Here is a 12,077-nt window from a genome sequence, read left to right on the forward strand (position 1 = left end):
CCGCATGAGCGCACGGCTGCGGGGCATCGCGAAGGAAACCGAGCAGATCGTCCGATCGGGGGCCTACCGTGCTCCGAACGGCCGTGAGGTGGCGCTTCGCGCGGCGCTGGACGCGGCGGTGGCCGGCACCCGGATGTACGGCCCGGAGCCCGTCGGCCCGGCGGGTCCGCCCGTACGGGCGTCGGCTTCCGGCCGTACGGAGAGCGGAGAAGCGCCGGCCGTCGGGGTCACCGGCGAGAGCAGCCTGGACGCGGCGCGCCGGCTGACGGCGGCGGACCCCGGCGCGCCCGTGGCCGTACTGAACTTCGCGTCCGCGCGGAACCCGGGCGGCGGCTATCTCAACGGCGCGCAGGCGCAGGAGGAGGCGCTGTGCCGGGCCTCCGCGCTCTACGTCACACTGCGGGCGGTGCCCGGGTTCTACGCCCACCACCGCGCCGACCGGGACCCGTTCTACACCGACCGGGTGATCCACTCACCGGGTGTGCCGGTCTTCCGCGACGACCGGGGCCGGCTCCTCGACACGCCCTACCAGGTGGGCTTTCTCACCTCACCCGCGCCGAACGCCGGGGTGATCGCGCGGCGCGCCCCCGAGGACGTCCACCGCGTCCCGGCCGCCCTGGCCGCCCGCGCGGAACGGGTCCTGGAGACGGCCGTGGCGGGCGGCTACCGGCGGCTGGTGCTGGGGGCCTGGGGATGCGGTGTCTTCCGCAACGACCCGGCGGCCGTCGCGGGCGCCTTCCGTACGCTGCTCACGGGGGCGGGCCGGTTCGCCGGGGCCTTCGACGAGACCGTCTTCGCGGTGCTGGACCGGACGCCGGACGCCACGACCCTGGGCACGTTCCGGCGGGTCCTGTCCACGTAGGGCGACGGAGCGATCCCCCCAAGGGATCACTTCCAGCCGTACAGCTCCTTCAGCCGGTTCACGACGAGATTGAACCGCCCCCGGTCCAGGGCGCACGCCTCGCGCCGCATCCCCTCGTCGTGGACCCGGAGCACCCGGTCCACGTCCACCCACGACTCGCGCCCCTCACGGTCCCACGGCCCGACCCCGATCGGCACCCACTCGCGGTCCCGGTTGTGCCGCTTGCTGGAGAGCTGCAGGGCGAGCAGTGTGCCCGCCGCCTCGCGCGCCACCACCAGGACGGGACGGTCCTTGCCACGCCCGTCGTTCTCCTCGAACGGCACCCACGTCCAGACGATCTCGCCGGGGTCGGGGTCGCCGTCGTGCTCGGGCGCGTAGGAGGTACGGACCGGGCCCACGGCGCGCGGGTCGGTCTCGGCCGTGGCGCCGGGCCCGCTGCGGCCGGGGGAGTCGGGAGAGGCGGGGAAGCCGGGGGCACCGGCGGAACCGGGGGAAGAATTGATCATCCGTAGACGGTAGAACGTGGCCGGCCGCGACCGCCGGGCGGGTCGGCGGAAGCGGGCCGGATCCGTCCACCGGGTGCCCCGGCGGGGGCCGTTCTGGCAGGATGCCGGGTGCGATGAGCCAGCCCACCGAGCACTCCGCCGACCGCGCCGCCCCAGCGGCCGGGCCCCTGCCGACCGGTGCCCTGCCCACCAGTTCCGACGTGGCACGGCTCGCGGGGGTGTCCCGGGCCACCGTCTCGTACGTGCTCAACGGCATCACCGCCGTACGGATCAGCGAGCCCACCCGGCTGCGGGTCCGGGAGGCCGCCGAGCGGCTCGGGTACGTGCCGCACGCCGCCGCCCGCAGCCTGCGCGCCGGACACACCCGGACGGTGCTGCTGCCCACCGGCCATGTCCCCGTCGGCCCGCTGTACAGCCGGATCTTCGACGAGTTCCAGCGGGCGCTGCGCCGGCTCGGCTACACGGTGGTGCAGTACGGGGGTCTCGGCCTGGACGCGGCGGGCGCCGCCCGCGCCTGGGCCGAGCTGCGGCCCGTCGCCGTGGTCTCGCTCGGCGAGACGCCCCTCACACCGGAGGCGGTGGACCTGCTCAAGCGGTCCGGGGCCAGGGCCGTGATCACGCTCGGCTCGCAGCGGATCGCGGGCGCGCACGCGCTGGTCATGGACCAGCGCACGATCGGCGGCCGGGCGGTCACCCATCTCGTCGCCCGAGGGCGGCGCGCGATCGGGGTGGTGATGCCCGAGGAACCGGGCCTGGAGCTGTACGCCGCCCCGCGCCTGGCGGGCGCCCGCTCCGCCGCCCGGGAACCGGGCGGCACCGTCCGCGTCGTGCCGCTGCCCCTGGCGTACACGGAGGAGGCCGCCGCCGCCCTCGCCGCCCGCTGGCGCGGTCTGGGCCTCGACGCCGTCTTCGCGTACAACGACGAGTACGCGATGCTCCTGATGCGGGCACTCCAGGACGAGGGGATCGGCGTGCCGGCGGAGACCGCGGTGGTCGGCGCCGACGATCTGCTGCTCGGGCGGCTGCTGCGCCCCCGGCTCTCCACGATCCGTGTCGACATGGCGACCGGGCCGCGACTGGCCCAGCTCGTCGACCGTGCGGTCCGCGACCCGGAGGCCGAACCGGAGCGCCATGACCTGATGGGGGCGCGGGTCGTCCCGCGTGAGTCGAGCTGACAGGCGGCCGTCCGTCGCCCGCGCGGGTCCGGACGGGCGAGCGGGCGACATGCGGCGGTCCCGCCGGATGGTTAGCGTCGGCGGTATGACTACTGTTCCGCGCCGCTTCGAGCTGCTGCTGGTCGCCGAGTTCACCGAGGAGCACGAGGGGCCGCCCTGGGCGGAGAACGCCCTGCGCTCGGCCGTGGTCGAGGCGACGGGCGACACCGGGGCGTCCGGATATCCGCGGTACGCGGGCAACGGGATGGAGGCGGACATCGACCCCGAGACCCGCACCGTGGAGGCGCTGCTGATCGACGGCGACGAGCTGGACTACGGGCTGTCGGTGCGCGTGGTCCCCGTACCGCCGGACCAGGACCCCGCCTGATCCCCCCGGCCCTTCCGGCCCCCGCGGTCTTCTCGGCACCGCGGCTTCCCGGCCGCTGACGGCCTGTCCGATCCCTGACGGCCGTTGACAGCGCTCGGTGCCGGGCAGAGACTCTGACGGGTCGTGCCGTGATGAATCAAAGTTCACCAGGCGAACAGCCGTCGAGGACGGCGGGCGTGCGCCAGGGGAGAGAAGCCGGAGATCCGATGAGCATCCGCGACGTCTACATCGTCGACGCCGTCCGTACCCCGATCGGCAAGTTCGGGGGTGCCCTCTCCTCCGTACGCCCCGACGACCTCGCCGCCCATGTGGTGAGGTCGCTGGTCGACCGTTCGCCCGGCCTCGACCCGGCGCTGATCGACGACGTGGTCCTCGGGGACGCCAACGGCGCGGGCGAGGACAACCGGGACGTGGCGCGGATGGCCGTCCTGCTCGCCGGACTGCCCGTCTCCGTCCCGGGGGTGACCGTCAACCGGCTCTGCGGCTCCGGCCTCGAAGCGGTCATCCAGGCCGCCCGCGCGGTGGCCCTCGGCGACGCCTCCGTCGTCGTGGCGGGCGGCGTCGAGTCCATGTCCCGGGCCCCGTGGGTGCTCCAGAAGCCGGAACGCGCCTTCCCGGCCGGCCACCAGCAGCTCCACTCGACCACCCTGGGCTGGCGCATGACCAACCCGCGGATGCCCGCGGAGTGGAGCGTTCCGCTGGGCGAGGGCGCCGAACTGATCGCGGACAAGCACGCCCTCGGCCGCGAGCGGCAGGACGCCTTCGCGCTCGCCAGTCACCGCAAGGCGGCCGACGCGTGGGCGGCCGGACTGTACGACGGCGAGGTCGTCCCGTACGACGGGGTGCACCTCGTCCGCGACGAATGCGTCCGCGACACCACGTCCATGGAGGCGCTGGCCAAGCTGAAGCCGTCGTTCCGTGACGACGGGACCGGGACGGTGACCGCCGGGAACGCCTCGCCCCTCAACGACGGCGCCGCCGCCCTGCTCCTCGTCGACGAGGACGGCCTGCGCGAGACCGGCCGCGAGCCGCTGGCCCGGATCCGCGCCTCCGCCGTCACCGGCGTCGAGCCGCAGCTCTTCGGCCTCGGACCGGTCGAGGCCGTCCGGCGCGCCCTCGGCAAGGCGGGCCGCACCTTCGCCGACCTCACCACCTTCGAGCTGAACGAGGCGTTCGCCGCCCAGTCGCTGGGCTGCCTCGCCGAATGGCCGGAGCTGGACCCGGCCCTCGTCAACCCGCGCGGCGGCGCGCTCGCGCTCGGCCATCCGCTGGGCGCCTCCGGAGCCAGGATCGCCGGATCCGTCGCCCACCAGCTCGCCGCGGCCGGTTCGGGTACGGGGCTCGCCGCGCTCTGCATCGGGGTGGGGCAGGGGATGGCCCTCGTCCTCGAACGCTGAGCGCGACGTCAACTCCCCGCAGAGGAAGCGGAGTTCGGGAAAGGGCGGCGGGCCCCGCGTTCGTCGAAACCGCCCCGCCGGCCGCCGGATCCGCTGTACCGTACCCGATCATCCGAGCCACTGGAGATCCTTCATGACCTTGCTCGACCCCAAGACCTGGCAGCCCGTCCGACGGTCGGGAGGTGAGTCCGCGGTCGTGGAGCCCGCGACCGGCGACGTCCTGGGTACGGTCGTCCTCGCCTCTCCCGAGGACGTCACCGCCGCCGCGGAGGCCGCCGAGGCGGCGCAGCGGGCCTGGTCGGCCACCCCGCACCTGGTACGGGCCGGGGTGCTGCGGCGCGCGGGCGACCTGTTCGCCGCGCACGCCGACGAGCTGCGCGACTGGCTGGTACGGGAGTCCGGGTCCATCCCCGGCAAGGCCGACTTCGAACTGCACGTCGCCGCGCAGGAGTGTTACGAGGCCGCGGCGCTCGCCTCGCGCCCCACCGGCCGGCTGCTGCCCAGCGAGGAGCCCCGGCTCTCCTACACGCGCCAGGTGCCGGCCGGTGTCGTCGGCGTCATCGCGCCGTTCAACGCCCCGCTGATCCTCTCCATCCGGTCGGTCGCCCCGGCCCTGGCGCTCGGCAACGCCGTGCTGCTCAAGCCGGATCCGCGCACCGCCGTCTGCGGCGGGCTCGCGCTCGCCGCCGTCCTCGCGGAGGCCGGACTGCCCGAGGGGCTGCTGCACATCCTGCCCGGCGGGGCCGAGACCGGACAGGCGCTGGTCGCGGACGCGCGGGTGCCGGTGATCTCCTTCACCGGCTCCACGGCGGCCGGGCGCGCGGTCGGCCGGGCGGCGGGCGGCGCCCTCAAACGGGCCCACCTCGAACTCGGCGGCAACTCCGCGCTCGTCGTGCTGTCCGACGCCGACATCGAGGCCGCGGTCGCCCAGGCGTCCTGGGGATCCTTCTTCCACCAGGGCCAGATCTGCATGACCACCGGACGCCATCTCGTCCACGCCTCGCTGTACGAGGAGTACGTCGAGCGGCTGGCCGCCAAGGCCGAGTCGCTGGCCGTGGGGGACCCGTACCGTGAGCGGGTCCATCTCGGCCCGATCATCGACGCGGCCCAACTGGCCAAGATCGACGCCCTGGTGGAGGCGAGCGCGGCACGCGGGGCGAAGGTCGTCGCGGGCGGTACCCACCGCGACCTGTTCTACCGTCCCACGGTCCTCGCCGACGTCGACGACCACACCCCCGCCTATACGGAGGAGGTCTTCGGCCCGGTCGCGCCCGTACGCCCGTTCACCGGTCTGGACGAGGCCGCCTCGCTCGCGTCGGCGGGCCCGTACGGGCTCTCGCTGGGCATCGTCACCCGGGACACGGCGCTCGGCCTGGAGCTGGCGGACCGTATCCCCACCGGGATCGTCCACATCAACGACCAGACCGTCAACGACGAGGCGGTCGCGCCCTTCGGCGGCATCGCCGCGTCGGGAACGGGCGCGCGCTTCGGCGGCGAGGCCAATCTGGAGGCGTTCACGGAGCTGCGCTGGACGACGGTACGGCGCGAACCGGCGAGGCACGCCTTCTAGGCCGTCCCGTGGCCCGCCTTCCTGGGCGTGCCGGAGCACGCTTTCCGGAGCGTGCCGGCCGGGTCACGCCCCGGACCAGGGCGTGTCCCTGGTCCGGCCCCCGGGCTCAGCCCTCGTCCGTGTTCTTCGCCTCGGCCTCCGCGACCGACTTGCGCACCTCGTCCATGTCCAGCGCGCGCGCCTGGCCGATCACGTCCTCCAGGGCGGTCTCGGGCAGTGCGCCCGGCTGGGCGAACACCGCGACATTGTCCCGGACGATCATCAGCGTGGGGATCGAACGGATCTCGAAGGCCGAGGCCAGCTCCTGCTGCGCCTCCGTGTCGACCTTGGCGAAGACCAGATCGTCGTGACGCTCCGACGCCTTCTCGTAGACCGGGGCGAACTGGCGGCACGGACCGCACCAGGACGCCCAGAAATCGATCAGGATGAAGTCGTTCTCCGACACCGTTCGGTCGAAGTTCTCCTTGGTGAGTTCCACTGTGGCCATGGCCTGGTACCTCTTCCTGCTCTCCGGTGAAGCCGCCTGCGACAACGGCCCGGGCCGTCGTCGTATTCCTGACACCCGGGGCCCCTGCCCGAAGATCGTCTGGCCATGCGAACCGGTCCCGGCCAGACTGGCCCCATGACAGATGCCGTGGAGTACGACGTGGTGGTCCTGGGCGCGGGACCGGTCGGGGAGAACGTCGCCGACCGGGCCAGGGCGGCCGGGCTGAGTGTGGCCGTGGTGGAGAGCGAGCTCGTCGGAGGTGAGTGCTCGTACTGGGCCTGCATCCCCAGCAAGGCGCTGCTGCGACCTGCCATCGCGCGCGCCGAGGCGCGCAGGGTGCCGGGGCTGAGCGAGTCGGCCCGGGGCCCGCTGGACGCCGCGGCCGTGCTCGCGCACCGCGACTACTTCACGGCGCACTGGAAGGACGACGGCCAGGTCGGCTGGCTGGAGGGGACCGGCGCGGTCCTGCACCGCGGCCACGGGAGGCTGGACGGCGACCGGCGGGTGACGGTGACGGGCGCCGACGGCACCGAGCGGACACTGACGGCGCGGCACGCGGTCGCCGTCGCCACCGGCAGCCGGGCCGTCCTGCCCGAGCTGCCCGGACTCGCCGGCGCCAGGCCCTGGACCAGCCGGGAGGCCACCAGCTCCCCGACCGTCCCGGCGCGGCTCCTGGTCGTCGGCGGCGGTGTGGTGGGGATGGAGATGGCGACCGCGTGGCGGGCGCTCGGCTCCGAGGTCACCGTGCTGATCCGGGGCGAAGGACCGCTCCCGAGGATGGAGCCGTTCGTGGGAGAGCTGGTCACCGAGGCGCTCACCGAGGCGGGCGCCACCGTCCGTACGGGCGTGTCGGTCACCGCGGTCGAACGCGACGGCGGGACCGGACCCGTCACCGCCGTGCTGGCGGACGGCGAGCGGATCGAGGCCGACGAGATCCTCTTCGCCACCGGTCGCGCCCCGCGCACCGACGACCTCGGCCTGCAGACGGTCGGCCTGGAGCCGGGCTCGTGGCTGACGGTCGACGACACCTGTCTGGTGGAGGGGAGCGACTGGCTGTACGCGGTCGGCGACGTCAATCACCGCGCGCTCCTCACCCATCAGGGCAAGTACCAGGCCCGGGCGGCGGGCGCCGCCATCGCCGCACGGGCCAAGGGCGCCACGGTGTCCGCCACGGACGCGTGGAGCGCCCACACCGCCACCGCCGACCACACCGCGGTCCCCCAGGTCGTCTTCACGGACCCGGAGGTCGCCGCGGTCGGCCTCAGCCTCGCGGAGGCCGAGGCGGCGGGCCACCGGGTCCACGCGGTCGACTTCGACCTCTCCGGCGTCTCGGGCGCGTCCCTGTACGCCGACGGCTACCGGGGGCGCGCCCGCATGGTCGTCGACCTGGACCGGGAGATCCTGCGCGGTGTCACCTTCGCCGGCCCGGGGGTCGGCGAGATGCTGCACTCCGCGACGGTCGCGGTGGTCGGTGAGGTCCCGATCGGCCGGTTGTGGCACGCCGTTCCCTCGTTCCCCACGATCAGCGAGATCTGGCTGCGGCTGCTGGAGACGTACCGCGACCGGTGAGGTGACGCCGAGAAGCGTGAGGGGCGGGCACAGGCCCGACGGTCTGGGAGCCGGCCATCGGGCCTGTGCGGTCCGGCTGCGGCCCGCGGCCCAGCCCCACCTCCGGGAGGAGTGGGCGCACGCACCCGGTCGCCGTGCCGGACCACCACCCGCGGCGCCGGAAAAGGCGCCGCGAGGGCGGATCCGGCACGGGGATCAGCATGCTCGCGCCGGGAGGGCGACCACGGTCACCAGTCGTGGACGGTCCCGTCGCGCAGCCGGTTCACGGGCAGGTACTTGCGGTCGTACGGGAAGCGGGCGGCGGCCTTCTCGTCGAAGTCCACGCCGATCCCGGGCCGGTCACCGGGGTGCATCAGACCGTCCTCGAACCGCCACGACGTCTGGAACACCTCCTCGTACGGGCTGAGATGGCTCATGTACTCCTGCATGCCGAAGTTGGCGACGGAGAGGTCGACATGGAGCGCGGCGGCGAAGGAGACGGGAGAGAGGTCGCCCGCGCCGTGCGAGCCGGTGCGCACCCCGTACAGCTCCGCCAGGGAGAAGATCTTGCGGAGGTGACTGATCCCGCCGGCGTGCGACACCGACGTACGGATGTAGTCGATCAGCCGGCCGGTGATGAGGTGCTGACAGTCCCAGATGCTGTTGAAGATCTCGCCGACCGCCAGCGGGGTGGTGGTGTGCTGCCGGATGAGACGGAAGGCGTCCTGGTCCTCGGCCGGGGTGGGGTCCTCGATCCAGAACATCCGGTACGGCTCAAGGGATTTGCCGAGGCGGGCCGCCTCGATCGGCGAGAGCCGGTGGTGCACGTCGTGCAGAAGCTGGAAGCCGTAGCCGAACCGCTCCCGGACCGCGGCCATGTAGGTGGGCACGAAGTCGAGATAGGCGCCGGTGTCCCAGTTCTCCTCGGTCGGCAGGCTCCCGTCCGCCGGCTCGTAGGTGACCCCGTCGCCCTTGCGCATGCCGTACACGCGCTCCAGTCCGGGCACCGCGGCCTGCGCCCGGACCGCGCGGAAGCCCCGGCCGAGGAAACGGTCGACGTCGTCGAGGAGTTGGGGGATGTCGTTGCCACTGGCGTGGCCGTAGACGGTGACGCCCTCCCGGGCCGCGCCGCCGAGCAACTGGTAGACGGGGAGCCCGGCCACCTTGCCCTTGATGTCCCACAGCGCCACGTCGACGGCGGCGATCGCGGTCATGGTGACCGGTCCGCGACGCCAGTAGGCGCCCTTGTAGAGGTACTGCCAGATCTGCTCGATACGGTCGGCGTCCTGCCCGATCAGGGTGGGGCAGACATGGTCGCTCAGGTAGGAGGCCACCGACAGCTCACGGCCGTTGAGGGTGGCGTCGCCGATGCCCGTCACACCGTCGGACGTGGTCAGCTTCAGAGTGACGTAGTTGCGTCCCGGGCTGGTGACGAACACCTGGGCGTCGACGATGGTGGCCATGCGGGCGGCCCGCCTTTCTCTGTGTGGGTGGGGGAGTCGGAGGTGCGGTGGAGGAAGAGGCTGTCACGCGAGGGGAGTTGTGGCGGCGGCGCGCAGCGCCGCGTCCAGGGTGGCGCGGGCGCCGTGCCGGGCCAGGTCCCGCGCGTAGGCGGCCACCCGGTCGGTGAACTCCGGCCGCCCCGCGACGGGTTCGGGCAGGATGTCGCCCGCCTCCACCACCAGCCGCGCCGCCGCGCCGGGTTCGCCCGCGCGCTCCGCCAGTGCGCGCAGCCGGGCGGTCGCGTCGTCCCGTACGGCGCCGAGGGACCGTTCGTCGTACGCGTCCTGGCCCCGGGTGACGACCTCGATGTACGCGGCCACACCGAGGGCCAGGACGTCGGGCACCGTGCCGGAGGCGAGGTGATGGGCGAGCGGTCCCGCCCAGCGGACCGGGATCTTCAGCGAGCCGTCGGTGGCGACCTGCGCGGTGCGGTGGCCGAGCGCCGGGTTGGCGAAGCGTTCCAGCAGTTCTTCGATGTACTCGGCGCCGTCGACTCCGTCCGGCACGTCGAGGCTCGGCAGGATCTCCCGGGTCATGGCGTGCCGTACCGCCGCGCCGAGGCCCGGGTCGGTGACCGCGCGGTCGACGGAGGGGTGACCGAGGAGCAGCCCGACATAGGCGAGCAGTGAGTGGGCGCCGTTGAGGAGCCGCAGCTTCATCGTCTCGTAGCCCGCGACCTCGGGCGTGAAGACCGCGCCGGCCTTCTCCCAGGCGGGCCGCCCGGCGCGGAAGTCGTCCTGGAGGACCCACAGCCGGTACGGCTCGGCCGGCACCGGTACCGCGTCGCGCACCCCGAAGTGGCGGGTGACCTGGGCACGGTGCTCGTCGGTGGTGGCGGGCGCGATGCGGTCGACCATGGTGCCGGGGGTCGACACCGAGGCGGCGAGGTAGGCGGTCAGCTCCTCGCGCTCACCGGACGGCAGGGCCGCCGCGAACTCGTCCAGCAGCCGCCGCAGCCTGCTGCCGTTGTCCATCAGGTTGTCGCAGGTCAGTACGGTCAGCGGGGCGGCGTGGGTGCGTACCCGGCGCTGCAGACCGCGCAGCAGCAGGCCGAGCGGGGAGCGCGGGGCGGCCTCTCCCGTGAGATCCGCGGCGACGCGCGGGTCGTCCAGGTCCAGGCCGCCGGACGGGGTGAAGGTGTACCCCTTCTCCGTGACGGTCAGGGTGACGATCCGGGTGCCGGCCGCGCCGATGGCGTCGACCACGGCCTCGGCCTGATCCCCGCCGAGCAGCCCCGGATGGTGCACGCCTGGAACGTCCGCCCGTACGGAGCCGTCGCCGCCGAGGGTGAGGACGGTGTACAGCTCGTCCTGCGCGGTCATGCCCTCCACGACGGTCCTGGAGCGCTGCGTCGGTCCGGTGACCACACCGGTGATACCCCAGGGGCCTTCCACGTGCCGGAGCGCCTCGGCGGTGTAGACGGCCTGGTGGGCCCGGTGGAAGTTGCCGAGTCCGAGGTGGACGATGCCCTGTTCGGGAGCGGTGCGGGGGCGGGCCATGCCGGGTACGGGGAGACGGGAACGGGAGAGCGGCGGCGCACTCGGGATCGGGCTCCGGCTCCGGCTCGGGTCGGTGTTCACGCGGGCTCCTCGGTGGGTCTTCGCCGATGGGGGGTGGACGCCGGTCCGTCGCGGCGGCCTCGATCTCCGGCGGGGCTACCATACAAGCCTTGTATGGTAGAGGCAACGGTGGTGGTGGGAGGGTGTGGGAACGGGCGGGGCGGCCGGTGGTGGTGTCCGCGCGGGCCATTGGGCGGGCTGCCGCTCGCGCCGTTCTGCGAGCGCGTGCCCTGCCGCAACTCCACGCATGGATCACACCGGCGATCGCTGCCGACGAGACCTGGCAACTGGCACCGCACCAGCACTGCCGGCGGCTCACCAACGGCCACCTCACCCACCACGGCGAAGAGTGAACCGGGTGCCGCGGACACCGCTGTTGGCGAATCCCCGAGGGAACGCGGAGGTGCGGCTCGTCCGGTGCGGCACGCGTCAACGCAGGTTCTGCTCAGCCGATGGGGGACGTGCCGCCCTCGCGGGCGTCGAGCAGCTCGTCCCAGTGCTCGGTCGCCCATCGGCACGCGGCGTCCAGCGGCTCCAGCATGCTGCGGCCCAGCGGTGTCAGCGCGTACTCCACCCGCAGTTTCGGGTCGGCGTGCACGGTGCGTGACACGAACCCGTTCCGCTCCAAGCGGCGGAGCGACTGGGTGAGCGCCTTCGGTGTGACGCGGCCCAGTGGTACGCGGAGTTCGGAGTATCTGCGCGGGCCGTCGTCCAGGCAGTGGAGGACCATGGACGCCCATTTGTCACCGAACTGGAAAGGCAGCAGCGAGGACGGGCACAGCTCGTCGAACAAATCGGGTGGCAGCGGTGGCCGTCGCGTCATTGAGGGTCTCCCGTCTCAGGTCTTGGTATCCAGTCGGTGACCGACCTTCTGGATATCTTCCGGAGCGTCGGTTCGACGGGAGGTATTCCGACGATGGGCAGGATCGTGGTTGTCGGGGCGGGTGGCCGTCCGACTGCTCGGCGATCTCGCCGATCCGCACCCCTCCTCCTCCGGCCGGAAGGCCGTCGGCCGGCCGATTCGCACCTCACGTCAACGTCGGATTTAGAGTGACGGCGTCGAATGAACACCATCATTTCGACCTATAAAGGTAAGGCAGTGC

The 12,077-nt window shown here is 73.3% G+C and carries 11 protein-coding genes; 6 read left to right on the forward strand and 5 right to left on the reverse strand.

Annotation, left to right across the window (positions count from 1 at the left end; translation table 11 throughout):
- Positions 1-4 precede the first annotated feature (4 nt).
- On the forward strand, positions 5-862 hold the full coding sequence (locus tag ACFXPL_RS15605; protein WP_384918492.1) for a TIGR02452 family protein: 858 nt from the start codon (positions 5-7) through the stop codon (positions 860-862).
- Between the two features lie 26 nt (positions 863-888).
- Here the strand turns inward: ACFXPL_RS15605 and ACFXPL_RS15610 are convergent, their stop codons facing one another.
- Entirely contained in the window at positions 889-1,368 is a 480-nt protein-coding gene (locus ACFXPL_RS15610; RefSeq protein WP_384918495.1) for a type II toxin-antitoxin system PemK/MazF family toxin, read from the reverse strand.
- 113 nt (positions 1,369-1,481) lie between these two features.
- On the opposite strand from ACFXPL_RS15610, the gene ACFXPL_RS15615 reads away from it, so the two are divergent.
- The 4 genes from ACFXPL_RS15615 to ACFXPL_RS15630 all read left to right on the forward strand — a co-directional run bounded on the left by ACFXPL_RS15615 (position 1,482) and on the right by ACFXPL_RS15630 (position 5,877).
- Positions 1,482-2,543 carry a LacI family DNA-binding transcriptional regulator gene (locus tag ACFXPL_RS15615; RefSeq protein WP_384918498.1) on the forward strand — a complete coding sequence of 354 codons (1,062 nt, stop codon included), beginning with the start codon at positions 1,482-1,484 and terminating at the stop codon, positions 2,541-2,543.
- Between the two features lie 85 nt (positions 2,544-2,628).
- A complete protein-coding gene (locus tag ACFXPL_RS15620) occupies positions 2,629-2,910 on the forward strand; it encodes a hypothetical protein (RefSeq protein ID WP_384918501.1) in 282 nt (93 codons plus the stop codon).
- Positions 2,911-3,116: 206 nt separating this feature from the next.
- On the forward strand, positions 3,117-4,307 hold the full coding sequence (locus ACFXPL_RS15625; RefSeq protein WP_384918504.1) for a thiolase family protein: 1,191 nt from the start codon (positions 3,117-3,119) through the stop codon (positions 4,305-4,307).
- 133 nt (positions 4,308-4,440) lie between these two features.
- The gene (locus tag ACFXPL_RS15630) at positions 4,441-5,877 is read left to right on the forward strand and encodes an aldehyde dehydrogenase family protein (protein WP_384918507.1); all 1,437 of its coding nucleotides are present in this window, start codon (positions 4,441-4,443) and stop codon (positions 5,875-5,877) included.
- 106 nt (positions 5,878-5,983) lie between these two features.
- Here the strand turns inward: ACFXPL_RS15630 and trxA are convergent, their stop codons facing one another.
- A complete protein-coding gene (gene trxA, locus ACFXPL_RS15635) occupies positions 5,984-6,364 on the reverse strand; it encodes a thioredoxin (protein ID WP_384918510.1) in 381 nt (126 codons plus the stop codon).
- A gap of 135 nt (positions 6,365-6,499) precedes the next feature.
- On the opposite strand from trxA, the gene ACFXPL_RS15640 reads away from it, so the two are divergent.
- Complete coding sequence (locus tag ACFXPL_RS15640; protein WP_384918513.1) at positions 6,500-7,933, forward strand: dihydrolipoyl dehydrogenase family protein; 1,434 nt, start codon at positions 6,500-6,502, stop codon at positions 7,931-7,933.
- Between the two features lie 227 nt (positions 7,934-8,160).
- Here ACFXPL_RS15640 and manD read toward each other — a convergent pair whose 3' ends face one another.
- The 3 genes from manD to ACFXPL_RS15655 form a co-directional block, all read right to left on the reverse strand.
- On the reverse strand, positions 8,161-9,375 hold the full coding sequence (gene manD / locus ACFXPL_RS15645) for a D-mannonate dehydratase ManD (protein ID WP_384918516.1): 1,215 nt from the start codon (positions 9,373-9,375) through the stop codon (positions 8,161-8,163).
- Between the two features lie 63 nt (positions 9,376-9,438).
- The gene (locus ACFXPL_RS15650) at positions 9,439-10,995 is read right to left on the reverse strand and encodes a mannitol dehydrogenase family protein (RefSeq protein WP_384918519.1); all 1,557 of its coding nucleotides are present in this window, start codon (positions 10,993-10,995) and stop codon (positions 9,439-9,441) included.
- 424 nt (positions 10,996-11,419) lie between these two features.
- A complete protein-coding gene (locus tag ACFXPL_RS15655) occupies positions 11,420-11,797 on the reverse strand; it encodes a winged helix-turn-helix transcriptional regulator (protein WP_384918521.1) in 378 nt (125 codons plus the stop codon).
- Between the last annotated feature and the right edge of the window lie 280 nt (positions 11,798-12,077).

This window comes from Streptomyces sp. NPDC059092, from assembly GCF_042756365.1.
GTDB lineage: Bacteria > Actinomycetota > Actinomycetes > Streptomycetales > Streptomycetaceae > Streptomyces.

What these genes read in the sequence shown, in the direction of transcription:
- ACFXPL_RS15605 (WP_384918492.1), top strand. Translation starts at nt 5, where the DNA reads ATGAGCGCACGGCTGCGGGGCATCGCGAAGGAAACCGAGCAGATCGTC.
- ACFXPL_RS15610 (WP_384918495.1), bottom strand. Translation starts at nt 1,368, where the DNA reads ATGATCAATTCTTCCCCCGGTTCCGCCGGTGCCCCCGGCTTCCCCGCC.
- ACFXPL_RS15615 (WP_384918498.1), top strand. Translation starts at nt 1,482, where the DNA reads ATGAGCCAGCCCACCGAGCACTCCGCCGACCGCGCCGCCCCAGCGGCC.
- ACFXPL_RS15620 (WP_384918501.1), top strand. Translation starts at nt 2,629, where the DNA reads ATGACTACTGTTCCGCGCCGCTTCGAGCTGCTGCTGGTCGCCGAGTTC.
- ACFXPL_RS15625 (WP_384918504.1), top strand. Translation starts at nt 3,117, where the DNA reads ATGAGCATCCGCGACGTCTACATCGTCGACGCCGTCCGTACCCCGATC.
- ACFXPL_RS15630 (WP_384918507.1), top strand. Translation starts at nt 4,441, where the DNA reads ATGACCTTGCTCGACCCCAAGACCTGGCAGCCCGTCCGACGGTCGGGA.
- trxA (WP_384918510.1), bottom strand. Translation starts at nt 6,364, where the DNA reads ATGGCCACAGTGGAACTCACCAAGGAGAACTTCGACCGAACGGTGTCG.
- ACFXPL_RS15640 (WP_384918513.1), top strand. Translation starts at nt 6,500, where the DNA reads ATGACAGATGCCGTGGAGTACGACGTGGTGGTCCTGGGCGCGGGACCG.
- manD (WP_384918516.1), bottom strand. Translation starts at nt 9,375, where the DNA reads ATGGCCACCATCGTCGACGCCCAGGTGTTCGTCACCAGCCCGGGACGC.
- ACFXPL_RS15655 (WP_384918521.1), bottom strand. Translation starts at nt 11,797, where the DNA reads ATGACGCGACGGCCACCGCTGCCACCCGATTTGTTCGACGAGCTGTGC.